This window comes from Cellulomonas fimi (assembly GCF_028527925.1).
GTDB classification, from domain to species: Bacteria; Actinomycetota; Actinomycetes; order Actinomycetales; family Cellulomonadaceae; genus Cellulomonas; species Cellulomonas fimi_C.
Genome location: NZ_JAPESW010000011.1, coordinates 15,432 through 40,491, shown reverse-complemented (window position 1 = coordinate 40,491; position 25,060 = coordinate 15,432). Strand labels below are relative to the sequence as shown.

Sequence of the window (25,060 nt, the reverse complement as noted above, 5' to 3'; positions counted from 1 at the left end):
CTGCACGGCCCCACGAACTGGACAACTGTCCGGATTCGCTGGCGGGTCGGGCCGGACGCGTGGAACGCTGGGCGCCGCCCGTGGCTCGAGGAGGAGGTCGGCGGATGGCGTCAGGTCCGGTCCTGGTGGTCGGTGCGGGGCCCGGCGGTCTCGCCGTCGCCGCCGCGCTGCGGTCGCGCGGGGTGGACGCGCTCGTCGTCGAGCGGTCCTCGGCGGTCGGGGCGTCGTGGCGGAGGCACTACGACCGGCTGCACCTGCACACCACGCGCCGCTGGTCGTCGCTCCCGGGGCTGCCGATCCCGCGCGCCTACGGACGGTGGGTCGCCCGCGACGACGTCGTCCGGTACCTCGAGCAGTACGCGGCCCATCACCGGCTCGACGTCCGGACCGGTGTCGACGTGGCCCGCGTCGAGCCCGTGGACGACCGCTGGCGGCTCAGGACGGCCGACGGAGACACGATCGACGGCAGCGCGGTCGTCGTCGCGACCGGCTACAACCACACCCCGGTGCCGCCCGCGTGGCCGGGCGTCGAGGACTTCCCGGGCGAGGTGGTGCACGCGTCGTCGTACCGCAACCCGCGGCCGTACGTGGGCCGTGACGTGCTCGTCGTGGGCGTCGGGAACACGGGCGCGGAGATCGCGGTCGACCTCGTCGAGGGCGGTGCCGGGCGCGTGCGCCTCGCGGTCCGCACGCCGCCGCACATCGTGCGGCGCTCGAACCTCGGCTGGCCCGCGCAGGGGACCGGCATCGTCGTGCGGCACCTGCCCGTCCCGCTCGTCGACGCGACCGCCCGCCTGATCGCGCGCGTCGAGGTGCCCGACCTGGCGGCCCACGGGCTGCCCCGTCCGACGACCGGCCTGTACTCGCGCGTGCTCGAGGGCTCGGTGCCCCTGCAGGACGTCGGGCTGATCGCGGGCGTGCGGTCGGGCGCGATCGAGCCCGTCGCCGCCGTCGAGTCGTTCGAGGGCTCGAAGGTCGTCCTGGCCGACGGCACGCGCGTCGAGCCGGACGTCGTCGTCGCGGCGACCGGCTACCGGCGCGGTCTCGAGCCGCTGGTCGGCCACCTGGGCGTCCTCGACGCGCGCGGTCTGCCGCAGGCCCACGGCCCGCGTGCGGCCCGGCCGGGGCTGTACTTCACCGGCTACACCAACCCGATCAGCGGCATGTTCCGCGAGCTGCGCATCGACGCCGAGCGCATCGCCCGGGCGGTGGCACGCGCGCGCCGCTGAGGTCGTCCTGGCGAGCCGGAGCCGGGTGCCGGTCGACGCGTGCGATGCAGCCCGTCACGATGGGGCGGTGAGCCGCCACGAGCGCGTCGTCGACGTCGGGGGAGTCCCGCTGTGCCTGGACGTCACCGGGCCGCCGGACGCGCCGGTGCTGCTCCTCGCGCACGGCGGCGCGTGCTCGCTCGACGCGTGGCCGGACGAGCTCGTCGAGCGCCTCGCGGAGGAGCGGCGCGTCATCCGGCTCGACTGGCGCGACACCGGCCGGTCGGCGACGTGGCCGCCCGGCGCGCCGGGGTACGGGCTGCCGGACCTCGCGGACGACCTCGTCGGCGTCCTCGACGTCGAGGGTGTGCCGGCCGCGCACCTCGTCGGGCTGTCGATGGGCGGCGCGGCGGCCCAGCGCGTCGCGCTCGACCACCCCGAGCGGGTGCGGACGCTCACGCTGATGAGCGCCACGCCGGGCGTGCCCGGTCGCGAGGCCGACGACCTGCCGGCGTACGACCCGGACCTGTTCGCGGCGTCGCCGCCCGAGCCGGACTGGTCCGACGACGCCGCCGTCGTCGCGTACCTCGTCGAGGAGGAGCGGCCCTTCCAGCGTGGCGGCTTCGACGCCGACGTCGAGCGCGCGATCGCCGAGCGGACCGTCGCGCGGGCCACCGACATCCGGTCGCGCAGCAACCACGGCGTCATGGACGGTGGCCCGTCGTGGCGCGGCCGGCTGGGGGAGGTCCGCGTCCCGACGCTCGTCGTGCACGGCGCCGACGACCCGATGTTCCCCCTGCCGCACGCCCGTGCGCTGGCCGACGAGATCCCCGGCGCCGAGCTCCTCGTGATCCCGGACGCGGGACACGGCGTGCCGCCGCGCCGGGCCTGGCCGGTGCTGGTCGAGCGGCTGCTCCGGCACACGTCCGGACGTCCGGCGGACGGCTGACCCCGAGGTCACGAGCTCCCGGGCAGCGGCCCCCACGGCAGGGGCTCGTCGGGCCACGGCGCCTGCCGCGACGCCGCCCGCCGCACCAGGGCGACACCGCCGGCCGTGGCGCCGACCGCGAGGAGCGCGCAGACCCACGGAGAGCCGACGACGAGCACGGCGATGGCGACGGCGACCCCGACGAGTGCGCCGACCCCGAAGGCGGTGCCCCGCCGCAGCGCACCCGCGGCACCGCCGAGCAGCCCGAGCGCCACGGCGAGCACGCCCACGAGCGCGACGACCCGGCCCACGAGGACGAGCTCGTCGACGCCCGGCAGGCTGCGCCAGGACAGGTCGAGCGCCAGGGCGCCGGCCAGCACGGCGCCCGCGGCGACGAGCAGACCGACCCCGGTCGCCCGGCGCGCCGCGCTCAGGTCGGTGCCGGGCCGTCCGGCCGCGGCGACCACCGTGAGCGCCGCGGCGACGCCGGCGAGCACCCCGAGCGGGAGCGGTGCGCGCGGCGTGTCCGGACGGGTGGGGACCGGCACGACGGGCGCCGGCGCTCCGGTCGTCGGGTGACCGAGGCGCTGCCACACCCCGTCCTCGTCCCGCAGCGCGAGCCCGTCCGCGCCGTTCGCCGCGAGCACCCGGAAGCCGTCCTGCGTCGGGAGGACCGCCACCTGGCGTGTCGCCACGGTGCTGACGGGGGCGTCGTGGCGCGCGGCGAGCGCGGGCAGGACCTCGTCGGGAACGGACCAGTCCACGTCCCAGGTACGGCCGCCGTCGGTGCTGCGCTCGACGCCGAGGTGCCCGCCGGCCGAGTCGCGCGGCAGCGGCCGGTAGCACTCGTCGGGTCGGGCCGGGACGCACGCGACGTCGGCGGGCGTGCCCCGGAGCGCCGCGTCCGCGAGTGCGCGCGCCTCGTCGTCAGTGGCCCGGCGCCACGTCGTGCCGTCGGTCGACCGGAGCCCGCTGCCGTCCTCGAGGCGGACGACGACCGCGTCGTCCACGACGTCGACCGACCGCACCTCGTCCGGCGGCGGGGCCGCGGACGTCGCGACCGTCGCGAGCACGGCCACGGGGAGGACGACGAGCCATCGCGCGGGTGCGCGGTCGCGCGGCGGGGCGCCGGGCGTCGGGCCGCGGGCACCGACCCACCACGCCACGACGAGGACCGGCAGCACGAGCAGGTCGCTCGGGTCGCGTCGCACGACCCCGGGCGCGTCGACGAGCGACCACGCGGCGGAGGCGACCGCCGCGCCGGCCGCCGTGAGCTTCACGACGGCGAACAGGACCCCGACGACGGCGACGGCCGTGGCGGCCCGCGTCCGTGGCGGCCGGTGCTGTCGTCCCACGACGGCGAGGGCGACCGCGACGAGCGGCGGCGCGACGAGGAGCCCCGCCGCGTCGGACAGCTTGCCCGTCCACCAGGCGCCCGACGCGCTCTTGAGCACGTGGTCGTTGACGAGCAGCGCCACGACGGCGACGCACGTCGTCGGGTGCGACAGCCACCGCAGGGCGTCGTCGACGCGTCGACGGTCGCCCACGTCGGTCATGCGTCCTCCAGGTCGTCGTGCCGGCAGCCGCAGCGTGCCGCACGCGCGGCCCCGCGAGGACGCCCGAGACCGAACCGTGACGCGACCGTCACCCGTCTGCCGCGCGGCGGCCGGGCGACGGGGTCGACGTGCGTGGCTCAGGGCGTGCACCCGACCGGTCCGGCGGGCGGCGGGGTGCCCGCGCCGAGAACCCGTCGACCGTCGAGCGTCGCGGTGGGCGTGGGAGTGGGCGAGGGGGTGACCGTCGGCGTCGGGCTGGGCGTCGGTCCGGTGCCCAGCCCTGGCCCGCGCAGGAAGGTCGTGAGCTGTGCCGCGATGACCTCGTGGTTGCCCGGTGAAGCGACTCGACGACGAGGGGGCCCGTCGCGGCGCGCGGGGGACGGTGGTCCGGGCCGGGCGCCCGCGCCACCTACGCTGTGCGGCGATGATCTCTCGTGTCGAAGGTGCGTACCTGGGTGCGGTCCGGGCGTTCCAGAACCCGATGCTGGACCTGCTGCACAAGCGGCACGCCCCGCTGGTCGTCGCGCTGCTCTCGGTGACGTTCACCGCGGAGCGCCCGACGGTCGCGGTCGCGGACGCCCACACCGAGATCGGCGACGCGCTCGAGCAGCTCCGCGTCGCGGGCCACGGCGAGACCCTGCCGACCGGCGGCGCGCGCGAGCTGTGCCGGCAGTGGGCCGAGGCGGGCTGGCTGGTCCGCCAGGTGCTCGACGACGACGTCGAGGTGTACCGGCTCTCGGCGCACGCGGTCGGCGCGCTCGAGGTCGCCGGACGCGCCGGCGGCGCGCGGGCGCGCGTGTCGAAGTCGCGGGTCCGGACGCTGCTCGACGCGGTCGAGCGGCTCGCGCAGGACGCCGACCCGGACGTGCTCGTGCGGATGGCCCGGCTCGACGCCGAGATCGGCCGCCTGCAGGCGGAGCTCGACCGCGTGCAGCGCACCGGCACGGTCGAGACGGTCGACGACGAGGAGCTGCTCGAGGAGGCCGAGAACGTCCTGCACCTCGTGCGCGAGCTCCCCGCGGACTTCGCGCGCGTCGCGGAGTCGATCAAGGCCATGCAGCGCGACGTCGTCACCGCGCTCCGGCAGGACGAGCGCCCGACGGGCGACGTGCTGCGCGAGTACCTCGCACGCGGCGAGCAGGTCATGGAGTCGACCGCGGAGGGCCGGGCGTTCGCCGGGGCGCTGCGGCTCATCGGCGACCCGCACCGGCTCGACGAGCTCGCGGCTCAGCTCGACGTCGTGCTGCGGCACCGGTTCTCCCGCCGCCTGGGGCCGCAGCAGGGCACCGAGCTGCGCGAGGTCGTGCGCCGCATCGAGCAGGGGCTCGACCAGGTGTTCGCCGCGCAGCGCGAGGCGTCGTCCGTCATCACCTCGCAGGTCCGCCACCACGACCCGCTGCGCGACCGGCAGGTCGACGCGCTCCTGCGCGACGTCATGACGGGCCTGCAGGCGTGGATGCCGGACGCCCGCCGGTTCCAGCCCGTCGACCCGCTGCGTCGCCTGCCCATCGCGGAGGTCGAGCACCTGCGGCAGACGACCGGCGCCCTCCAGCCGCCGGAGCCGCCCGCGCCGCTGGCGGACTGGGACGACGACGGCGACGTCGCGAGCGGCGACGCCCTCGCGTGGGGCGGGCCGCACTACGCCGAGCTCGACGCGCACCTGGCGGCCTTCGCGGCGGACCGCCGCGCGCCGGACGCGGACGCCGCAGCCGACGGCGTGGACGTCGCCGCGGTGTTCGACGCCGCCCCGGAGGACCTGCGCCGGCCGGTGGACCTCCTGGGTCTGCTCGAGCTCGCGCACGCCCACGGCATGACCGAGACCGACCGCGTCGCGCTCGTCGACGCGGTCCGGCCCGACGGCGCCCGCCGACGCCTCGCGTTCGGCGGCGTCACGATCCGCACGAAGGACCAGACCGATGACTGACGCCCCGACCGTCGAGACCGACGCGCAGGACGGCGCCGTCGACCTGCCGGACGCCGTCGACGCGCCCGACGCCGCGGACGTGCCGGACACGGCCGACGACGCCGACGTCCTCACGGCGCCCGACGAGCGCGGCGGGTTCATCGCGCCCGTGCCGATGGAGGAGGACCCCGCGGAGCTGTTCGCGGGCGACTCCGGCACGCTCGACGCCGACGTGCGCCGCGTGCTCGTGCGCCTGCTGCAGCGCCGGTTCCTCGTCGCCGACCGCAACCGTGCCCAGTGGCGCACGCTGCTGGAGAACCAGCAGGTCATCGAGTCGCGGCTGCACGACCTGTTCGTGCACCTCGTCGTCGACCACGACCGCGGCATCGCGTACAAGCGGCAGGTCCGGTCGGCGGAGCTCGACGTGCCGGTGCTGCTGCGTGACGACGCGTACTCGCGCGCCGAGACCCTCGTCCTCGTGCACCTGCGCACGGTGTTCCAGCGTGAGCGCGGCGCGGGGGAGACGTCGGTGCGCGTCGACGTCGAGGAGATCGAGCAGACCGCGCTCACGTACTTCGACCCCGACGACACGAACGTCGCGAGCCACCAGCGCGAGATCCGCGCGGCGGTCGCGCGGCTCGCGAAGGAGGGGCTGATCGAGGAGGAGTCGGAGGGGCGGTTCCGCGTGACGCCGCTCGTCGAGGTCGTGCTGAGCAACGAGCGGCTCACCGAGCTGCGCGCGTGGCTCGCTGCCCAGGTCCGCGGCGGCGCGAGCGAGGAGGACGTCCGATGACGATGGTCGACACGCTGTTCGGGCTGATCCCCGAGGCGTCGACGGGGCAGCAGTGGGTCGCGCGCGACCTGCAGCTCGTGAACTGGGGCGGCTACGACGGCCACCACCGCGTGCGGCTCGCGTCGACGGCGACGCTGCTGTCGGGCGGCTCGGGGTCGGGCAAGTCGACCCTCATGGACGCGTACATCGCGCTGCTCATGCCGCACACCACGCCCTTCAACGGCGCGTCGAACGGTGGCGTCGTGGGCCGGCCGCGCGGCAAGGACCAGCGCAACATCCTGTCCTACGCGCGCGGCAAGCTCGACGAGTCGCGCACCGACGAGGGCAGCACGCGGCAGCGCGTGCTGCGCGGCGACGGGCGCGACACGTGGTCGGCGATCGCGATGACGTGGACCGACCAGGGCGGGACCGAGCTCACGGCCGTGCGCGCCTGGTACGTGCCGTCGGCGGCCCGCACGCTCGAGGAGGTCGTCGCGGTGCGCGCGACGCGCGACGGGTCGTTCGACCTGCGCACGCTCGAGGACGCCGCGGCGCACCGGTTCGCCCGGCCCGCGCTCACCGAGGCGGGTCTGACGGTCTTCGACACCGACCGCGACCTCACCGCGCGCCTGCACGCGACGCTCGGCATCGGGGCGTCCGGCGACGGGGCCAAGGCCGTGGCGCTGCTCGGCCGGATCCAGGCGGGGCAGCAGATCACGACCGTCGACGCGCTCTACAAGGCGATGGTGCTCGAGGAGCCCGACACGTTCGCGACGGCCGACGCGGTCGTCGAGCAGTTCGACAAGCTCTCCGGCACGCGCGACCAGATGGTCACCGCGCGCCAGCAGGTCAAGGCGCTCGAGCCGATCCGGTCGCTGCGCGCCGAGATCGACGAGGCCGCCGACCGGCTGCGCGTCATCGACGAGATCGGGACGTTCGACGAGCCCGCGTCGCCCGCCGCGCTGTGGAAGCACGAGCGCCGGCTCGACCTCCTGCGCGACGCCGAGGCCGACCTGCAGCGCCGCCAGCACCGCGCGCGCGACCACGTCGCCGAGACGCAGGCCCGCATCGCCGCCGCGCGGTCGGAGCTCGACGGCGTCAAGGAGACCCTGTGGTCGTCGGGCGGCGACCGCCTCGCGCACGCGCAGCGCGAGCTCGCCGCGACCGAGGCCCGCGCGCAGGAGGTCGCCCGCGCCCGCACGCGGCTCGACGACCTGCTGCGCGCCCTGCCGGGCGAGACCGTGACGACCGAGGCGCAGCTCGCCGACCTCGTCGCCCGCGCGCACAGCGCGCTCGCGGACGGCGGTGCCCGTCGCCGGTCGTTCGACGAGCTCGCGGACGCGCGCTCGGAGCGCAAGGAGGCCGCCGCCGAACTCGCCGACCTGCAGGCCGAGCGCCGCGACGTCGAGCGCCGACGCGACAACATCCCGCGCGACCTGCACGCCGCGCGCGCCGCCCTGGCCCAGGCGGCCGGGCTCACGCCCGAGGACCTGCCGTTCGTCGCGGAGCTCGTCGAGGTGCGCACCGAGCACGAGCCGTGGCGCGACGCGTTCAACCTGGCCCTCGGCGGCTTCGCGACCGTGCTCCTCATCGACGCGGCGCACCTGCGCGCGTTCCGCGCGGCCATCGACGCCGTGCCGACGGCCCGTCGCGTCCAGTTCCAGGGTGTGCCGACCGGCGGCCCGGACGACGTCGCGCTCGACTCGCGCACGCTGCCCGGGCGGCTCGACTTCCGGGCCGGCCCGTTCACCGCGTGGCTGCGCAGCGAGCTCGCCCAGCGGTTCGACTACGTGTGCGTCGACACCCCGGGCGAGCTCGCGCAGCACCCGAAGGCGCTCACCCGCACGGGGCAGGTGTCGCAGGGCACGCGCGGCGCGCACGGCGGGCAGGGGCACGCGAACGTGCTCGGGTTCACCAACACGCGACGCCTCGCGTTCCTCGACCAGCAGATCGCGCGCGCGCAGCAGCGGCTCGACCTCGCGGCCGCTCGCGTGGCCGAGGCGGAGGCGCAGCTCGACGCGGGCGACGCCCGCCGTCGCGCGTACGAGCAGGTCGTCGGCGTGACGTGGGAGCAGGTCGACGTCGCCGCGGTCGAGGCGGCGCGCGCCCGGTGGGCGCAGGTCGTCGACGAGGTCACCGCGGGCAACCCGCAGATCGCGGACCTGCAGCGCCGTGCCGACGAGCTCGACACGACCATCACGGCGCTCACCGAGCTCCTGGGCCGCAGCAAGGCGGACGCGCAGGCGCTCGGCGAGCAGTGGTCGGCGACGACCGACGAGGTCGACGCCGCGCAGCGAGCCCTCGACGGGGCCACCGCCTCCGGGACGACCGTCGGCGCCGCGCAGCGCGCGTACGTCGAGGGGCTGCTCGACGGTGGTACCGACACCGCGGCCCCGGCCGCCGACGCGGTCGCCGCGCTGCGCGCGCTCGACGACGTGCTCGCCCGGGCCAACGCCCTGCTGCTCGCCGACCGGCAGGCCGCGCAGCAGCGCATCGGCGCCGCCCGCGACGCGCTGCGGCGCACGTTCGAGACGTTCGTCGAGCGGTGGCCCGACCCCAACCTCGGCACCGACCCCGACGCGTCGTACGGCGACTTCGCGCGCGTCCTCGTCGACCTCGAGACGAGCGGGCTGCACGAGCTCGAGGCCGAGTGGCGGCGCAGCCTCCTGCGGCTGTCCGGCAACGACCTCGCGGACCTGCACAGCGCGCTCGCGCGGTCGGTCCGGGAGATCAAGGAGCGGATCCGGCCGGTCAACGACATCCTCGCCGACCTCCCGTTCGCCGACGACGACCACCGGCTGCGGATCGACGCGCGCGACACGCAGTCGACCGTCGTCGCCCGGTTCCGCAAGGAGCTGCGCGACCTGCGCGAGGTCCTCGCGACCGACGCGACCGACGCCGAGCGCGAGCGCCGCTACGTGCGGATGGCGAAGGTCGTCGACCGGATCCGCCGCACCGCGCCCGACTTCGCCGACCTCGTCGACGTCCGACGGCACGTACGGCTGTCCGCCGAGAAGGTCGACCTCGACGGCCGGCACATCGCGCTGTACGACCACATCGGCGAGAAGTCCGGTGGCGAGTCGCAGGAGCTCGTCGCGTTCATCGTCGGCGCCGCGCTGCGCTACCAGCTGGGTGACGCGGGTGCCGAGCGCCCGCGGTACGCGCCCGTGTTCCTCGACGAGGCGCTCATCAAGGCCGACGCGCGGTTCACCGGGCGCGCGATCGGCGCGTGGCGCGGGCTCGGGTTCCAGCTCGTCATCGGCGCTCCCAACGACAAGTTCAGCGCGCTCGAGCCGCACGTCGACCTCGCGTACGTCGTGCTCAAGGACGCCTCGGGCCGGTCGCGGACGAAGCCCGTCGTCGGCGTCGCGGACACGACCCCGTGACCTGACTCCCCGACAAGGCCCACGCGGGACCCTGGTCCGTCACGGGTACGCACCCCTACCGTGGGGCGCATGGCCCGTGGTGACGCGCCCGCGTCGAGCGTCGAGGAGTACCTGGACGCGCTGCCGCCCGACGACGCCCGCGCGCTGCGGGCGGTGCGCGACGTGCTCCTCGAGCTCGTGCCCGACGCCGGGCAGGTGATCTCCTACCAGGTCCCCTGCGTGACCTACCGGCGCACCCCGCTCGTGAGCCTGTCGCAGGCGAAGCACCACCTGAGCCTGCACGTGCAGAGCCCGCCGCTGGCCCGCGCGCTCGCCGCGGAGATCACCGACGTCCGCTGGTCGGGCGCGACGCTGCACTTCACCGCCGCGGCCCTGCCGTCGCGCGCGACGCTCGAGCGCGTGGTCGAGGGCCGGATCGCCGAGGTCGACGCGCGCCTCGCGGCCCGTGGACGCTGAGGGGGAGACGATGGCGACGTGGCAGGACGTGGCGGCGGCGGTGACCGCGCTGCCCGACACGGCGGAACCGACGCCACGTCGCTGGACCGCGCACGGACGCGGGCTCGCGTGGGAGCGCCCGTTGCGACGCTCCGACCACGAGGCGCTCGGCCCCGACGCGTGGCCCGGGGAGATCGTCTGCTTCCGCACGCCCGACCTCGACGCCAAGGACGCGCTGCTCGCGTCGACGCCCGACGTCTACTTCACGACGCCGCACTTCCACGGGTACCCCGCGGTGCTCGCCCGGCTCGAGCGCCTCGACGCGGACGAGGCCGCCGAGGTCGTGACCGACGGGTGGCTCTCGCTGGTCCCGAAGCGGACGGCGCGGGCCTGGCTCGACGCCCACCCCGAGGTCGCCTCCGGCTGAGCCCGGCGGGTGCTGCTGGGCGGTCGTCCAGCGCGTGAGAGGATCGCGCGACCGACCCCCGGAGGACCCCGCGTGAGAACGAGCCGCCTGCTGCTGCGCCGTGCGCGCGCGCAGGTCGGGCTCCTCGCGCTCGTCGCCCTCCTCGTCGCCGTCGTCGCTGCCACGGTCGCCGGGACGCTCGCCGCCACGATCGGCGGCGCGCGTGACGGCGCACGTGACGCGCTCGCGGCGGCGGGTCCCGACGGTGCGCTGCAGGTGTCGACGCGGCGCGACGCCGACGACCCGGACGGCCAGCGCGCCGCGGCCGACGACGCGCTGCGCGACGCGCTCGGCGACCGCCCGGTGCACGTGTCCCGGACGCTGCGCTCGCTGTCCCTCGTCGTCGCCGCGCCCGACGGCTCCGACCGCGGCGTGGTGCTCGCGGCCGAGCCGGACCTCGCGGACGTCGCGCACGTCGTCGACGGCGCGTGGCCCGGGGATGCCGCCGGCGCGGCCGGCACGGTCGACGACCCCGACCCGGCGGCGCTGCACGCGGGGGCCGCCGAGGCGCTCGGCGCGCACGTCGGCGACACGCTCGTCGTGACGTCGGACGGGGGAGCGACGCGCGTGCTGCGCGTCGACGCGACCTGGCGTCCCGACGACCCGTCGGACCCGCGCTGGGCGGGCGACGCGCTGGTCGCGACGGGGACCGGCGACGCGGTCGGCCCGGCCGTCGTGGACGAGCGCGTCCTCGCCGCGGTCCCCGGCATCGACCTCGTCCGCTGGACCGTCGTCCCCGCGCTCGACCGCGTCGGTCCCGGTGACCTCGCGCCCGTCGCCGACGGGCTCGAGCGGTTCGTCGCGGACGCGCAGGCGTCGGTCCAGTCCGGCGGTCTGTCGACGTCGGGCGCTCTCGTGGACACGCTGCGCCGCACCGACGCGGCCCTCACGGCGGCGTCCGCCGTCACCGGGGCGGCGCTCGCGCTCGTCGCCGTCGTCGCGGTCGTCGCGCTCGCCCAGGTCGCCCGCCTGCTCGGGGCGGTGCGCGCGACCGAGACGACCGTGCTGCGCTCGCGCGGCACGACCGTGGGCCAGCTCACCGCCGCGGCGGCGGTCGAGGCGGTCGCGGTGTGCGTCCCGCCCGCGGTCGGCGGCGCCCTCGTGGCCGCCGCCGTGGTGGGCGGCGGCACCGAGCCGGCCGTGGTGGTCGCCGCCGTGCTCGCCGTCGCCGTCGCGGGCCTCGCGACCCTCACGCTCGCCGCCCGTGGCGCCGCCGCACGGGCGGGCGACCGCAGCGACCCCGCGGGCCGCCGGTCCCGGACGGTCGCGACGGGCGGCGTCGTGCTGGTCGTGCTCGCCGCCGGGCTCGCGACGTGGCGTCTCGTCCGCGCGCCGGGCGGGACGGCCGTGTCCGACGGCGCCGCGGGCGGTCCGCCGGCCGCCGCCGAGCCCGCGGCCGTCGCCGCGGTCCCGCTGGGCGTCCTCGCCGTCGCGCTGCTCGCGGCGGCCCTGCTGCCATGGGTGACCGGGGCCGTCGCGCGCCTGGTCGGCTCGCGCCCGGGCCTCGTGGTCCCGCTCGCGGCGCGCCAGGTCGCACGGCGTGCGGCCGTCTACTCGGTGCCCGTCGTCCTCGTGACGCTCGCGACGGCGACCGGGGCGCTGGCCGCGGTGCACGTCGGGACGACCGGCGAGCACCGGCGCACCGCGGCGGCCGCGGCGACCGGCGCCGACGTGCGCCTCGTCCTGACGGATGTGCCGCCGCCCGACGTGGACGCGACGCCGCCGACCGCCGGCCTCGGCGCGCTGCCCGGCGCCGACGGCGTGCCGGTGCTGCGCGCGACCGCCGGGTCGGCGTCGCGGGTGGGCACCCTGCTCGCGCTGCCGGCCGACGACACCGCGGCCGTCCGCACCGACGGCGTCCCGGGCCTGCGCGACGCGCTCGCCGACCTCGGACCCGCCGCCGGGTGGCCCGTCCCCGCGGGGACGACGGCCGTGCGCGTCACGGCGGACGTCGACGGTGCCGCGACGGCCGCGCGCGTGTGGTGGGGCGGTCCGGACGGCGTCCTGCGGGCCACGACCGCCACCGGCGCCGCCGGCCGGTGGTCCGCAGCGCCGCCCGGCCCGGGGGCGTGGACGGTGCAGGGCGTCGAGCTCGCCGCCGGCGGGTCGGCCCGGCAGGTCCTGGTCACGGAGGTCGTCGCCGACGGCCCGGACGGTCCGGTCGACCTGCTCGCCACGGGACCGTGGTCCGTCGCCGTGCCCGGCCAGGAGCCGCTCGTCGTGACCGCGGACGGCCCGGCTGTGACGCTGCCGGGGACGGGCGCCGCCGTCACGGTCGTGCGCGTCCTGCCCGGCGCCGCCGCGCCCCTGCCGCTCGTCGTCTCCGCGGACTGGGCGGCGGTCGACGGCCTCGCACCCGGCGCCCCGCTCACCGTCCGCGTGGACGACCACCCGGTCGACGCGGTCGTGGCCTCCGTGCAGCCGGTCGTCCCCGGTGCCCCGGGCCGTGCCGCCCTCGCGGACCTGCGCGCCGCGGGCGCCGCCCTGCTCGCGACCGCACCCGTGCCGCCCACGCCGACCGAGGTCTGGTACGAGGCGGACGACCTGACCGCGACCGCCGACGCCGTCCGGTCCGTCGCCGACGACCGCGGGCTGCGCGCCACCGTCACCACCGCCGCCGCACCGACCGACGACCCGCTGACACGCAGCGCCGGTGCCGCGCTCGTCGTCGCGGCCGCGTGCGCCCTCGCGGTCGCGCTGCCGGGGGTCGCCGCGGCGGTGCTCGCGCTCGGTCGGGCCCGCCGGGCCGAGGTCGGCGTCCTGCACGCGCTCGGCGTCGCACCGCGCACGCAGGCGCGCGGCCGGGGTGCCGAGACCGGGACCGTGCTGGGGCTCGCCGTCGCCGTGGGCGCGCTCGGCGGCCTGCTGCTCGGCGTCGCGCTCGGGCCCGCCCTCGTGCGGGTCGTCGCGACCGGACCCGCCGCGCTCGGCGTCGCACCGGCCGTGCAGCCCGGCGTCCTCGTCGCCCTCGTCGGCGCCGCCGCGCTCGGCTGCGCGCTCGTCGCGCTCGGTGACGGCGCGCGCGTCCGCCGACACGCGCGCACCGCGACCGTGCGGGAGGACGCCCGATGAGCGCCGCCGCGTCGGCACGCACCCGCGGCGGGCGTGCGCCTGCGCTGTCGAGCGCCCGGCTCGCGGCCCGCCAGCTGCGCACCGACCCCACGACCGCCGTGCTCGTCGGCCTCGCGACCTTCGTGGCCGCGTGCGTCCTCGCCGCATGGCCGCGCACCCTCGACCGCGTCGTGGGGACCGACCAGGCGGACGGGGTCGCCCGGCTCGTCGCGACGCAGGTCGACCCGACGCGCGCGTCGTCGTGGCTCGTCGACACCGGCGGCGGCTCGGCCGACGCGCTCGACGACCTCGCCGCGCAGCGGGACACGCTGGCCACCACGGTCGCGTCCGCGGGCCCCGCGCTCCGGCCGCTGCTCGGCGACGCCCGCATCGTGCTGGAGACGGACCGCTGGGTGGCCGACCGCGGGCCGCGCGACGTCGGCATCGCCGAGCTCACGGTCGGCGTCCGCGTCGACCAGCGGCTGCCCGACCTCGTGACCGTGGCCGACGGCCGCCTGCCCGCACCCGCCGACGTCGCCCCGCTCGCCCCGGGCGCGCCACCGCGCACCGGCACCGGTCCGGACGCGCCGCTCGAGGTCGCGCTGTCGGTCGCGTCCGCCGAGCACATCGGCTGGCGGATCGGCGAGCTGCGCACGCTCCAGGGCGGCACCGGCGTCACCGCCGTGCTCGTCGGGACGTTCGAGGCCGCGGACCCCGACGACCCGACCTGGGCGCACCTCGACTCGACGTTCGCCCCGCAGGTCGTCGAGGACCCGGACGCCGGCACCCTCGTCACGGTCTTCCCCTACGCCGACCCCGGCGCGCTGCCCGTCCTCGCGGTGTCCGGGCCGCTCGCGTCGACGACGTGGTTCCCGCTCGACACCGGTCCCGTCGCGACGACCGACCGTGCCGCGCTCCTGGCGGACCTGCGCGCGTTCCGCACCGCGACCGCGACCGACACCGAGCTCGACGCCGCGCTCCAGGCGCTCGAACCCCGGCAGCGGCTCGTCGTGACGGTGCTCGGCGTGCTCGCCGCCGGACCCGCGGGCGTCGCCCTCGGCGTGCTCTGGCTCGCGGTCGCGCTGGGTGTCGAGCGACGACGCGCTGCGCTCGTGCTGCTGCGCGCCCGGGGTGCGTCGACCGTCCTGGTCGGTGGGCTGGGCGCGGGGCAGGGCCTCGTGCTCGGCGTCCCCGCGGCCGCCGCCGGCGTGCTCGCCGCCGTGGCCGTCACCCCGGGCCCGACCACGCCGACCGACCTCGCCGTCCCGCTCGCCACGGGTCTCGCCCCCGCGGTGCTCCTGGGCGTCTGCGGTGCGCGCGTGCGCGCGACGCGGGCGGCGCTCTCGGGTGCCCGGCCCGTCGCCGCGGGTGCGGCACGCACCGCGCGGTGGGTCGCCGAGGCCGTCGTCGTCGGTCTCGCGGTCCTCGCGGTCGTCGCCGTCCGGCAGCGCGGGCTCGCCGGTGACGCGCAGGGCGTCGACCCCGTGCTGCTCGCGCTCCCGGTGCTGCTCGCGCTCGCGGTCTGCGTGGTCGTGCTGCGCGTGCTGCCCGGTCCGCTCGCGGCCCTCGCGCGCGTGCTCGCCCGGCGGCGGGGCCTCGCGGGGTTCGTCGGGGCGGCGGGCGCCTCGCGGTCGCCGGCCGCAGGCCTCGCACCGGTCGCCGCGGTCGCGCTCGGCGTCGCCGTCACGACCGCGTCGCTCGTCGTGCTGGGGACCATGGACGGCGGCGCGCGCCGGGCCGCGGCCGCCGCGGTCGGGGCCGACGTCGCGGTGCAGGCGGGCGGCGCGACCGCGGGCACGGTCGACGCGGTGCGCCGCACGCCCGGGGTCGCGGCGGTCGCCGCCGTCGCCGACGGGGGCGAGGTCGTCCTGCGGGCGGGCCGCGCGGGCGACGCGCTCGCGGTGCACGTCGTGGACCTCGCCGCGCTGCGCGCCGTGCAGGCTGGCCTGCCGGGCGTCGACCCGCTGCCCCTCGCACCGCGCGACGCGGACGACAGCGTCGCCGTCGTGCTCGTCGGCGACGTCGAGGTCGACCTGGACGACGACGCGGTGCTCGACGCGGGCGGCTCGTCGGCGGGCGTCCCGGTCACGGTCCTCGACACGCGGACGGGCGTGCCCGGCGTCACCGGCCCGTCGGCGGTGCTGGTCGACGCCGCGACCGCGCAGCGGCTGGGGCTGCGACCCGTCGTCGAGAGGCTGCTCGTGCGGACCGCCTCCGGTGCCGATCCCGCAGCGGTCGCCGCCGACGTCGCCGACATCGTCGGGGACGCGACCGGCGGGCGGCCGGCCACGGCGACCCGCGCCGGCGCGCTCGAACGCGTCACGGGCGGTGCGCTCGTCGGCGGGGTCCGCACCGCGACGGCCGTCGCGACGGCGGCGTCGCTCGCGCTGAGCGCGCTCGCGCTCGGGCTCGGCGTCACGCTGGGCGCCCGGTCGCGCGGCCGCCTGCTCGCGCTGCTCACGACGCTCGGCGTGCCGACCCGTGACGCGCGTGCGCTCGTGCGGTGGGAGGTCCTCCCGTGGGCGCTCGTCGCCGTCGTCGCGGGGCTCGCGTCGGGCGCGGTGCTCGCCCCCGTGATGCTCGGGACGACCGACGTGTCCGTCCTCACGGGCGGCGCCACGCCGCCGCCACCCACGCCCGGCACGACCGGGCTCCTCGCGCTCGCCGCGACCTACGCGCTGCTCGTCGCGGGTGCGGTGCTCGCGGCCGTCGTCGGCGCGCGCCGCACGTCCGCCGTCACCGTCCTGCGGGAAGGGGAAGCATGACGACCACCACCCCGGAGATCCTGTGCGAGGACCTCGTCCGGATCTTCGTCACCGAGGGTGTCGAGGTGCAGGCGCTGCAGGGGCTCAACCTGCGCGTCGACGCGGGCGAGCTCGTCGCCGTGGTCGGCGCGTCCGGCTCCGGCAAGTCGACGCTGCTCACGATCCTGTCGGGCCTCGACCGGCCGACCGCCGGCACGGCCGTCGTCGCGGGCACGAACCTGGTGTCGATGGACGCGCGCCAGCGGCGCCGTTACCAGCGCGACGTCGTCGGGTTCGTGTGGCAGCAGACGTCGCGCAACCTGCTGCCGTACCTGACGGCGGCGGAGAACGTCGCGGTGCCGCTCGTCGTCGCGCGCACGGGCCGGCGGGCCGAGCGGGCCGCCGAGCTCCTCGACGTCATGGGCGTCGCCGACTGCCGCGACCGGCTTCCCGCGCAGATGTCGGGCGGCCAGCAGCAGCGCGTCGCGATCGCGACCGCGGTCGCCGCGTCCCCGCGCGTCCTGCTGGCCGACGAGCCGACCGGCGAGCTCGACGAGGCGACGTCCGCCGACGTCCTCGACGCGATGCGGCACGTCAACGCCGAGCTCGGCGTCACGACGCTCATCGTCACGCACGACCCCACGGTGTCCGAGCACGTGCACCGCACGGTGCAGATCCGCGACGGCCGCACGTCGACCGAGGTGCTGCGCCGCACCGAGCGCGGCGAAGACGGCGTCGAGCGGCTGCACGCCGAGGAGTTCGCGGTGCTCGACAAGGTCGGACGCCTGCAGCTCCCGCGCGAGGTCGTCGAGCGGCTCGACCTGCGCGACCGCGTGCGCCTCGGCCTCGAGCCCGACCACGTGCGCGTCTCGCGCCACGACCACGTGCCGGGCACTCCCGACGACGCCGCACCCGGCGCTGCTGGCGGCGGCGCGGCGGCTGACAGCGCGCGCGACGAGGAGGGACCGCGATGATCCACGGCATCGGTCTGACCCGCACCTACGGCGCGGGCGACGCGGTCGTGCACGCGCTGCGCGACGTCGACGTGCACGCCGCGCCGGGCGAGCTCGTCGTCGTCCGCGGACGCTCCGGGTCGGGCAAGACGTCCCTGCTGCACGTCCTCGGCGGCCTCGAGAAGCCCAGCGCCGGCCGGGTCGTCGTCGACGGCGCCGACCTCACCGCGCTCGACCCCGAGCAGGTCCTCGAGCTGCGGCGCACACGCATCGCGTACGTCTTCCAGGCGTTCGGGCTCATCCCGGTGCTGTCGGCCGCCGAGAACGTCGAGGTCCCGCTGCGGATCCTGCGCACCGACCCCGCCGAGCGCGACCGGCGGGTCGCCGAGGCGCTCGCCGCGGTCGGGCTCGAGCGGCACGCTGCCCAGCGCCCGGCCGAGCTGTCCGGCGGCCAGCAGCAGCGCGTCGCGATCGCCCGCGCGCTCGTCCACCGACCCGCGGTGCTCCTGGCCGACGAGCCGACCGGACAGCTCGACAGCGGCACGGCCGCGGTCGTCATGGACCTGCTGGTCGAGCTCGTCCACGGGCAGGGCGTCGCGGCGGTCGTGACGACGCACGACCCGCTCATGGCCGAGCGGGCGGACCGGCTCGTCGAGCTGCACTCGGGGACGCTCCGCGACGCGACGGTCTGACGGCGTCCGACGCGACGACCGCGCCTCCTGCGCGCCGCCCGCCCTGGTCGGCAGCCGTTGCCGCGGGGGGCCGTGCTCCGTACCGTGGCAGGCCTCGGACCGGGGGAGACGCGCATGACGACGACCCAGCAGCACGCGCTGCGGGCCCAGCTGTGGCGGCGCAAGCCGGTCACCCGCGCCACGCGCGAGTCGTCCGAGGGGCTGCGACGCTCGCTCGGCACGTTCGGGCTCATGATGTTCGGCGTCGGTGCCACGGTCGGCACCGGCGTCTTCTTCGTCATGCACGAGGCGGTGCCCGACGCCGGTCCTGCCGTGGTCGTGTCGTTCGTCCTCGCGGGGATCGCGGCAGGGCTGTCGGCGCTGTCGTACGCGGAGATGGCCTCCGCGGTGCCTGTCTCGGGGTCGACGTACTCGTACGCGTACGCGACGCTCGGCGAGGTGGTCGCGGTCGGCGTCGCGGCGTGCCTGCTGCTGGAGTACGGCGTGTCGACGGCCGCGGTCTCGGTCGGCTGGAGCGGCTACCTCAACCAGCTCCTCGACAACCTGTTCGGGTTCACCGTGCCCGCGGTCCTGTCGGCCGGACCGTTCGACGCCGACCCCGGTGTCGTCAACCTGCCCGCGATCGTGCTCGTCGCGCTGTGCGCGCTCCTGCTGGTCCGCGGGGCGAGCGAGTCGGCGCGCGTCAACGCGATCATGGTCGTCGTCAAGCTCGCCGTGCTCGGCCTGTTCGTCGTCGTCGCGTTCACCGCGTTCGACGCCGACCACTTCGCCGACTTCGCGCCGAACGGCGTCACGGGCATCACGATGGCGGCGGGCACGATCTTCTTCACGTTCATCGGCCTCGACGCGGTGTCCACGGCGGGCGACGAGGTGCGCGACCCGCAGCACTCGATGCCGCGCGCGATCCTCGGCGCGCTCGCGATCGTCACGACGATCTACCTGCTCGTCGCGGTGTCCGCCCTCGGTGCGCAGCCGTGGCAGGCGTTCTCCGACGCCGAGCAGGCCGAGGCGGGCCTTGCGCGTCTGCTGCAGGACGTCACGGGCACCACGTGGCCCGGCACGGTGCTGTCGGCCGGCGCGGTCGTCTCGATCTTCTCCGTGACCCTCGTGACGCTCTACGGGCAGACGCGCATCCTGTTCGCGATCGGCCGCGACGGCCTCCTCCCGCGCGCGTTCGCCCGCGTGAACCCCCGCACGCACACGCCCGTGCAGAACACCGTGATCGTGGCGTGCGTCGTCGCGCTCCTGGCCGGTTTCGTGCCGCTGTCGAATCTGTGGGACCTCGTGTCGATCGGCACGCTGGTCGCATTCATCGTCGTGTCCGTCGGCGTGATCGTGCTCCGGCGGTCGCGCCCCGACCTGCCGCGCGGCTTCCGCGTGCCCGGCTACCCCGTGACCCCGGTCCTCGCGATCGCGGCGTGCGTCTACATCCTGTCCGGCCTGCAGTGGTTCACCTACGCCTGGTTCCTGCTCTGGCTGGCCGTCGCGCTCGCGTTCTACCTGCTGTGGGGCCGCCACCACTCGCTCCTCAACCGGGCGGTCGAGGCCGGTCTGCCCGTCGACGACGGGCGCGTGCGATGACCATCGTCGTGGGCGCCCAGCCGTTCGGGGACGCGCGCAGCGCGCTCGAGCTCGGGGCGAACCTGGCCCGCACGCTGCCCGAGCGCTCCGGGGTCTTCGTGCTCGTGGTCGCGACCGTCGTGCCGCCGCGCGAGGAGGGCCCCGCGGGCGACGAGCGGCTCGCCCGCGCGCAGGACGCCGCCCGGGCCTGGGCTGCGGAGCGCGCGTCGGGGATGCAGGTCGAGTTCGTGACCGTCCCCGCGCGGTCCGTCGCCCGGGCCCTCGTGCAGGTCGCCGTCGAGTCGGACGCGACCGCGCTCGTCCTCGGCTCGTCGCCCGACGGCGGGCTCGGTCACGTCGTCGTCGGGTCGACCGCGGACTACCTGCTGCACTCGTCGCGCGTGCCCGTCGCGCTCGCCCCCCGGGGCTACCGCGCTGCGACGGTCCCCGGCGCCGGACCGCTCGACGTGCCCGTCCGACGCCTCACCGCCGCGTTCGGACCGGGCGCCGCGGGGGAGGAGTCCGTGCGGTGGGCGGCCGCGCTCACGCGCTCGATCGACGTCGGGCTGCGCGTCGCGTCGTTCGGCGTGCGCACCCCGACGATGTACCCGCCGGAGGTCGGCTTCGACGTCGAGGCCGAGGTGTCCGCGCAGTGGCGCGACCAGATGCTCGACGCGCAGCGCGCGCTCGGCCTCGGCCCCGACGTCGAGACCGTCGCGCCCGTCGGGACCAGCTGGGCCGACGCGATGGACCGGCTCGACTGGCAGCCGAACGAGCTGCTCATCGTCGGGTCGTCGAGCGCCGGCGCCCTGCGCGCGGTGTTCCTGGGGACGCGCGCGACCAAGCTCGTCCGGCACTCGCCCGTCCCCGTCCTGGTCGTCCCGCGCGGCACGACGCCACCCTCCTGAGGGCCCGTCGGGCACCGGGGACGCCGCGGTCGGAGGCGGGTACTAGTCCCATCGTCCGATGGTGGGGGCCCACGCCGACGCGGGAGAAAGGTGGCTGTCCGACCACCGACCCCAGGAGCACACCATGAAGCGCGCGGTCCTCTTCTCCGCAGCCGCCGTCGTCGCCGCCGTCCCCGCCGTCGCGGGACTGGTCGGCAACGCGAGCCTCACGCCCTCCGTCGCCGTCGAGCCGCCCGCGCACGCCGTCCTCCTCGACGACGGCCGCACCGACCGCGACGCCCGCACCGAGCCGGGCGACGACCGCGACGCCACGCCCTCCGCGACGCCCTCCGCGTCGCCGTCGAGCACGCCCGAGGCGTCGCCCAGCGCCTCCTCCTCGCCGAGCAGCACCCCCGACGACCACGGCGGCGCGCTCGACCGCGACCTGCGGACCGAGCCCGGCGACGACCGCGACGTCAACGGCACGACGACCACGGGCGGTGCCACCGGGACGGACGACTCCGGCCACCGGTCCGAGAGCGACGACTCGGGCCACCGGTCCGGCGGCGACGACTCCGGCTCCGGCCGCGGCGGGCACGACGACGGTCCCGGCCACGACGCGGGCGACGACCACGGCGGCGACGACTGACCGTGGCCGGCGAGCACGACGACCGCGCCCGGGCGCACCGGTCGGCCGCGCGGCCCGCACGGACCTCCACGGGTCCGTCGGGCGGTGCGGCGCGCGGACGGGCGACCCCGACCGCGGCGCGGACCGGCGCCGCCGCGCCCACACCTAGGGTGAGTGCCGTGCGCCCCACCGACGACCCGACGACCGTCGCGTGGACCACCCTGGCGGCGGGAGGCGGCGCGGGCGCCGCGGGCGAGCCGAGGCCCGTCCGGACCTGGCGCGTGTTCGGCCAGGTCGTCGCCGCCGCCGGGCTGGTGCTGGTCCTCGTCGCGGTGCTCGGCCTCACGGCCAGCCGCCAGATCGCCGAGCGGGAGTCCGTCAACGACGCCGCCCGACGCACCGACCTCCTCGCCGAGGCCGTCGTCCAGCCCGCACTGCGCGACGGCCTCGCCACTGGCGACCCCGACGCGCTCGCGGCGCTCGACCAGGCCGTGCGCGACGGTGTCCTCGACGACCAGGTCGTCCGCGTGAAGGTCTGGGACGCCGACGGCCGCATCGTCTACTCCGACGAGGACCGCCTGGTCGGGCAGCGGTTCCCCCTCGGCGACGACGAGCGCGCGGTCCTCGCCGACCCCGCGACCGAGGCCGAGGTCAGCGACCTCGACAAGCCCGAGAACGCCTTCGAGCGCGGTCAGGGCAAGCTGCTCGAGGTCTACCGCCCGGTGTGGACGCCCGACGGCACGCCCCTGCTGTTCGAGACGTACTCGCGCTACGACGCCGTGACCGAGCGCTCGACGGCCCTGTGGCGCGGGTTCGCGGGCATCACGCTCACCAGCCTGCTCGTGCTGGTCGTGCTCATGCTCCCCGTCCTGTGGACGCTGCTCGACCGGCTCCGCCGCTCCCAGCAGCACCGCGAGGTGCTCCTCCAGCACGCGGTCGAGGCGTCCGACGAGGAGCGCCGCCGCATCGCCGGGACGCTGCACGACGGCGTCGTCCAGGAGCTCGCCGCCGCGTCCTTCGCGCTCGCCGGCGCCGCCGACCGGGCCGACCGCGCAGGCGCCCCCGACGTCGCCACCCCCGTCCGCGACGCCGCCGCGACCGTGCGCGCGAGCATCCAGGGCCTGCGCTCGCTCCTCGTCGACATCTACCCCGCGAGCCTGCGCACCGCAGGGCTGCGCGCGGCGCTCGCGGATCTGGTCGGCGGGCTCGCCGTGCGCGGCGTCGACGTGCGGCTCGACGCGCCCGACGGCGTCGCCGAGGGCCTGCCCGCACCCGTCGAGCGGCTCGTCCACCGCGTCGCGCAGGAGACGCTGCGCAACGCGGTCGCGCACTCCGGCGCCCGGCACGTCGACGTCGTGCTCCGCCGCGGAGACGGGACGGTCGTGCTCGAGGTCGCCGACGACGGCGTCGGCTTCGACGTCGCCGCGACCCTCGCGCGCCCGCCCGAGGGCCACCTCGGCCTGCGCCTGCTCGCCGACCTCGCGTCGTCCGCCGGTGCCCGCCTCGAGGTCGCGTCGGCGCCCGGCACGGGCTGCCGCTGGCGCCTGACGGCACGCACGGACGGGCTGGTCACGGACGGGCTGGGCACGGACGGGCTGGGCACGGACGGCTGGGACGTGGACGAGGTCGACGCGGAGCGCACCGGCGCGCCCGTCTCCGCCACCGACAGGAGCGAGGACGCATGACCGACGACGACGTGACCGTCCTGCTCGTCGACGACCACCACCTCGTGCGGTCCGGCCTCGCGACGCTCGTCGACGCCGCCGACGGGCTGCGCGTCGTCGGCCAGGCCGCCGACGGCGAGGAGGCCGTGGCCCTCGCGCGCGCCCTCGGCCCGCGCGTCGTGCTCATGGACCTGTCGATGCCGGTCCTCGACGGCGTCGAGGCCACACGCCGCATCGCCGCCACGCAGCCCGACGTGCACGTCGTCGTCCTCACGTCCTTCTCCGACGCCGCCCGGGTCGGCGACGCGCTCGCCGCCGGGGCGGTCGGCTACCTGCTCAAGGACTGCGAGCCGCGCGACCTGGTCGCCGCCGTCCGTTCCGCCGCGCAGGGCTACGCGCCGCTCGACCCGCGGGTCGCCCGCACCCTCCTGCCGGGCGGCCCCGCCGCCACGGCGTCACCCGCCGACCGGCTGAGCGCGCGCGAGCGCCAGGTGCTGCGGCTCGTCGCGCAGGGCATGGCGAACAAGCAGGTCGCCCGCGCGCTCGGCATCTCGGAGCGCACGGTCAAGGTCCACGTCGGCAACGTCTTCCGCCAGATCGGCGTCGGCGACCGCACGAGCGCCGCCCTCTGGGCCCGCGAGCACCTCCCGGACTGACCCGGCTGCGGAGACGTCACGACCCCGCGGCGAGCGCCCGGACCGCGTCGATCGTGTCGGCCTCGGACGCGGGCTTGTCGTCGCGGTAGCGCAGCACGCGCGCGAAGCGCAGCGCGACGCCGCCCGGGTAGCGGGTCGAGCGCTGGACGCCGTCGAACGCGATCTCGACGACCTGCTCGGGGCGGACGGTCACGGTCCAGCCGTCGTCGGACACCTCGAGCTCGCGGAAGCGCTGCGTCTGCCACGCGAGCGTCTCGTCGGTCATGCCCTTGAAGGTCTTGCCGAGCATGACGAACCCGCCGTGCCCGTCGCGCGCGCCGAGGTGGATGTTCGACAGCATGCCCTGCCGCCGTCCGGAGCCGCGCTCGACGGCGAGCACGACGAGGTCGAGGGTGTGCCGCGGCTTGACCTTGACCCACGCGGCGCCGCGCCGCCCGGCCTCGTAGGGCGCCTGCGCGGCCTTGACGACGACGCCCTCCTGCCCGGCGGCGACGACGGACGTGAACCAGTCATGCGCGGCGGCGGCGTCCGCGGTGACGAGGCGGGGGACGCCGGTGGCGCCGAGCGCGTCGAGGGCGGCGAGCCGCTCGACGAGCGGGGCGTCGAGCAGGTCGCGCCCGTCGACGTGCAGGGCGTCGAAGAAGAACGGCGTGAGCCGCGTGACGGCCGCGACGTCGGCGTCGCGCGTGGCGGTGCGCGCGGCGGTGTCCTGGAACGGCACGGGCCGGCCGGCGTCGTCGACGACGAGCGCCTCGCCGTCGAGCACGAGCGTGGACGCGGGCAGGGTGCGCACGGCCTCGACGATCTCGGGGACGCGGGACGTGAGGTCGTCGAGGGAGCGCGTGTAGACGCGCACGTCGTCGTCGCGGCGGTGCACCTGGATGCGGATGCCGTCGAGCTTCGTGTCGACGACGACCTCGCCGGGCCCGAGCGACGCGACGGCCTCGGCGACGTCGGCGGCGGACTGCGCGAGCATGGGCCGCACCGGCGTCCCGACGGTGAGCCTGAACGCGTCGAGCGCCGCCCGCGCCGCGTCGGGGTCGGACGCTCCGAGCGCGGCAGCGGCGACCGTCTCCGTCGACCCGGTGAGCATCGCGGCACGCCGGACCGTCTCGGGCGGCACCGCCGCGGCCTCGGCGACCGCGTCGAGCAGCAGCGCGTCGAGCGCCCCCTGGCGGAGCTCGCCGGACACCAGGCCGCGCAGGAGCGTCTGCTCGTCGGAGGTCGCCGCGGCGAACAGCTCCGCCGCCAGACGGGTGCGCTCGGTGGTCGACCCGGCGCCCTGGAGCCCGGCCATGGTCTCGAACGCGGCGTCGACCTCGGCGACGGTCAGCGTGGGGGAGGCGGCCGGCGCGGGCAGCGACGCGAGCGACCGCCAGCCGAGCCCGGTGCGGCGCTGGCGCAGCTCACCCGCGAGGTAGCGGGCGACCACGGGCACGTCGGACGGCTCGGCGCGGCGCAGCACGTCGGCGAGCAGCGCGCGCTTGGCGAGGCGCGAGCGGGTGGCGGCGACGGCGAGGGACGTCGTGGCGACGTCGGCGAGCAGCATGTCCGCATCCTGCCGCCGGGCG

18 protein-coding genes are annotated in these 25,060 nt (G+C 77.3%); 16 read left to right on the top strand and 2 right to left on the bottom strand.

The annotated features are described in order from the left end of the window. Window positions 1-104: 104 nt before the first annotated feature. Window positions 105-1,229 carry a flavin-containing monooxygenase gene (locus OMK64_RS07405; protein WP_272727436.1) on the top strand — a complete coding sequence of 375 codons (1,125 nt, stop codon included), beginning with the start codon at window positions 105-107 and terminating at the stop codon, window positions 1,227-1,229. A 67-nt stretch (window positions 1,230-1,296) separates the two neighbouring features. Next, window positions 1,297-2,157: an alpha/beta fold hydrolase gene (locus tag OMK64_RS07400; protein ID WP_272727435.1), complete on the top strand. Its 861-nt coding sequence runs from the start codon at window positions 1,297-1,299 to the stop codon at window positions 2,155-2,157. An 8-nt stretch (window positions 2,158-2,165) separates the two neighbouring features. Here OMK64_RS07400 and OMK64_RS07395 read toward each other — a convergent pair whose 3' ends face one another. Next, window positions 2,166-3,692, bottom strand: a complete 1,527-nt coding sequence (locus OMK64_RS07395; protein ID WP_272727434.1) for a hypothetical protein — start codon at window positions 3,690-3,692, stop codon at window positions 2,166-2,168. Window positions 3,693-4,116: 424 nt separating this feature from the next. Here OMK64_RS07395 and OMK64_RS07390 point away from each other — a divergent pair, with 424 nt between their 5' ends. The 14 genes from OMK64_RS07390 (at window position 4,117) to OMK64_RS07325 (ending at window position 23,489) form a co-directional block, all read left to right on the top strand. After that, the gene (locus tag OMK64_RS07390; protein WP_272727433.1) at window positions 4,117-5,616 is read left to right on the top strand and encodes a DUF3375 domain-containing protein; all 1,500 of its coding nucleotides are present in this window, start codon (window positions 4,117-4,119) and stop codon (window positions 5,614-5,616) included. Window positions 5,617-5,770: 154 nt separating this feature from the next. Next, window positions 5,771-6,388: a DUF4194 domain-containing protein gene (locus OMK64_RS07385; protein WP_272727491.1), complete on the top strand. Its 618-nt coding sequence runs from the start codon at window positions 5,771-5,773 to the stop codon at window positions 6,386-6,388. Then, window positions 6,385-9,753 carry an ATP-binding protein gene (locus tag OMK64_RS07380; protein ID WP_272727432.1) on the top strand — a complete coding sequence of 1,123 codons (3,369 nt, stop codon included), beginning with the start codon at window positions 6,385-6,387 and terminating at the stop codon, window positions 9,751-9,753. Before OMK64_RS07385 ends, OMK64_RS07380 begins: the two co-directional genes overlap by 4 nt. A 69-nt stretch (window positions 9,754-9,822) precedes the next feature. Beyond that, on the top strand, window positions 9,823-10,209 hold the full coding sequence (locus OMK64_RS07375; protein ID WP_272727431.1) for an iron chaperone: 387 nt from the start codon (window positions 9,823-9,825) through the stop codon (window positions 10,207-10,209). A gap of 10 nt (window positions 10,210-10,219) precedes the next feature. Further along, on the top strand, window positions 10,220-10,615 hold the full coding sequence (locus OMK64_RS07370; RefSeq protein WP_272727430.1) for an MmcQ/YjbR family DNA-binding protein: 396 nt from the start codon (window positions 10,220-10,222) through the stop codon (window positions 10,613-10,615). Between the two features lie 72 nt (window positions 10,616-10,687). Beyond that, entirely contained in the window at window positions 10,688-13,726 is a 3,039-nt protein-coding gene (locus tag OMK64_RS07365; RefSeq protein ID WP_272727429.1) for a hypothetical protein, read from the top strand. After that, window positions 13,723-16,470 (top strand): FtsX-like permease family protein, encoded by a 2,748-nt coding sequence (locus tag OMK64_RS07360; RefSeq protein WP_272727428.1) that lies wholly within the window; start codon window positions 13,723-13,725, stop codon window positions 16,468-16,470. Before OMK64_RS07365 ends, OMK64_RS07360 begins: the two co-directional genes overlap by 4 nt. Next, complete coding sequence (locus OMK64_RS07355; protein ID WP_272727427.1) at window positions 16,467-17,423, top strand: ABC transporter ATP-binding protein; 957 nt, start codon at window positions 16,467-16,469, stop codon at window positions 17,421-17,423. The genes OMK64_RS07360 and OMK64_RS07355 overlap by 4 nt, the downstream gene beginning before the upstream one ends. Then, complete coding sequence (locus tag OMK64_RS07350; RefSeq protein ID WP_272727426.1) at window positions 17,420-18,094, top strand: ABC transporter ATP-binding protein; 675 nt, start codon at window positions 17,420-17,422, stop codon at window positions 18,092-18,094. Before OMK64_RS07355 ends, OMK64_RS07350 begins: the two co-directional genes overlap by 4 nt. A gap of 114 nt (window positions 18,095-18,208) precedes the next feature. Next, the gene (locus OMK64_RS07345; RefSeq protein ID WP_272727425.1) at window positions 18,209-19,675 is read left to right on the top strand and encodes an APC family permease; all 1,467 of its coding nucleotides are present in this window, start codon (window positions 18,209-18,211) and stop codon (window positions 19,673-19,675) included. Beyond that, window positions 19,672-20,562 (top strand): universal stress protein, encoded by an 891-nt coding sequence (locus OMK64_RS07340; protein WP_272727424.1) that lies wholly within the window; start codon window positions 19,672-19,674, stop codon window positions 20,560-20,562. The genes OMK64_RS07345 and OMK64_RS07340 overlap by 4 nt, the downstream gene beginning before the upstream one ends. Before the next feature lie 124 nt (window positions 20,563-20,686). Then, a complete protein-coding gene (locus OMK64_RS07335; RefSeq protein ID WP_272727423.1) occupies window positions 20,687-21,190 on the top strand; it encodes a hypothetical protein in 504 nt (167 codons plus the stop codon). Between the two features lie 158 nt (window positions 21,191-21,348). Next, window positions 21,349-22,854, top strand: a complete 1,506-nt coding sequence (locus OMK64_RS21050) for a sensor histidine kinase (RefSeq protein ID WP_272727422.1) — start codon at window positions 21,349-21,351, stop codon at window positions 22,852-22,854. Next, the gene (locus OMK64_RS07325; RefSeq protein WP_272727421.1) at window positions 22,851-23,489 is read left to right on the top strand and encodes a response regulator; all 639 of its coding nucleotides are present in this window, start codon (window positions 22,851-22,853) and stop codon (window positions 23,487-23,489) included. Before OMK64_RS21050 ends, OMK64_RS07325 begins: the two co-directional genes overlap by 4 nt. A 16-nt stretch (window positions 23,490-23,505) precedes the next feature. Here OMK64_RS07325 and OMK64_RS07320 read toward each other — a convergent pair whose 3' ends face one another. Continuing rightward, window positions 23,506-25,038, bottom strand: coding sequence for an ATP-dependent DNA ligase (locus tag OMK64_RS07320; protein WP_272727420.1), 1,533 nt, complete (start codon window positions 25,036-25,038; stop codon window positions 23,506-23,508). Window positions 25,039-25,060 lie beyond the last annotated feature (22 nt).

What these genes read in the sequence shown, in the direction of transcription:
- OMK64_RS07385 (WP_272727491.1), top strand. Translation starts at nt 5,771, where the DNA reads ATGGAGGAGGACCCCGCGGAGCTGTTCGCGGGCGACTCCGGCACGCTC.
- OMK64_RS07325 (WP_272727421.1), top strand. Translation starts at nt 22,851, where the DNA reads ATGACCGACGACGACGTGACCGTCCTGCTCGTCGACGACCACCACCTC.
- OMK64_RS07380 (WP_272727432.1), top strand. Translation starts at nt 6,385, where the DNA reads ATGACGATGGTCGACACGCTGTTCGGGCTGATCCCCGAGGCGTCGACG.
- OMK64_RS07340 (WP_272727424.1), top strand. Translation starts at nt 19,672, where the DNA reads ATGACCATCGTCGTGGGCGCCCAGCCGTTCGGGGACGCGCGCAGCGCG.
- OMK64_RS07360 (WP_272727428.1), top strand. Translation starts at nt 13,723, where the DNA reads ATGAGCGCCGCCGCGTCGGCACGCACCCGCGGCGGGCGTGCGCCTGCG.
- OMK64_RS07370 (WP_272727430.1), top strand. Translation starts at nt 10,220, where the DNA reads ATGGCGACGTGGCAGGACGTGGCGGCGGCGGTGACCGCGCTGCCCGAC.
- OMK64_RS07375 (WP_272727431.1), top strand. Translation starts at nt 9,823, where the DNA reads ATGGCCCGTGGTGACGCGCCCGCGTCGAGCGTCGAGGAGTACCTGGAC.
- OMK64_RS07320 (WP_272727420.1), bottom strand. Translation starts at nt 25,038, where the DNA reads ATGCTGCTCGCCGACGTCGCCACGACGTCCCTCGCCGTCGCCGCCACC.
- OMK64_RS07395 (WP_272727434.1), bottom strand. Translation starts at nt 3,692, where the DNA reads ATGACCGACGTGGGCGACCGTCGACGCGTCGACGACGCCCTGCGGTGG.
- OMK64_RS07390 (WP_272727433.1), top strand. Translation starts at nt 4,117, where the DNA reads ATGATCTCTCGTGTCGAAGGTGCGTACCTGGGTGCGGTCCGGGCGTTC.
- OMK64_RS07335 (WP_272727423.1), top strand. Translation starts at nt 20,687, where the DNA reads ATGAAGCGCGCGGTCCTCTTCTCCGCAGCCGCCGTCGTCGCCGCCGTC.
- OMK64_RS07355 (WP_272727427.1), top strand. Translation starts at nt 16,467, where the DNA reads ATGACGACCACCACCCCGGAGATCCTGTGCGAGGACCTCGTCCGGATC.
- OMK64_RS07345 (WP_272727425.1), top strand. Translation starts at nt 18,209, where the DNA reads ATGACGACGACCCAGCAGCACGCGCTGCGGGCCCAGCTGTGGCGGCGC.
- OMK64_RS07350 (WP_272727426.1), top strand. Translation starts at nt 17,420, where the DNA reads ATGATCCACGGCATCGGTCTGACCCGCACCTACGGCGCGGGCGACGCG.
- OMK64_RS07405 (WP_272727436.1), top strand. Translation starts at nt 105, where the DNA reads ATGGCGTCAGGTCCGGTCCTGGTGGTCGGTGCGGGGCCCGGCGGTCTC.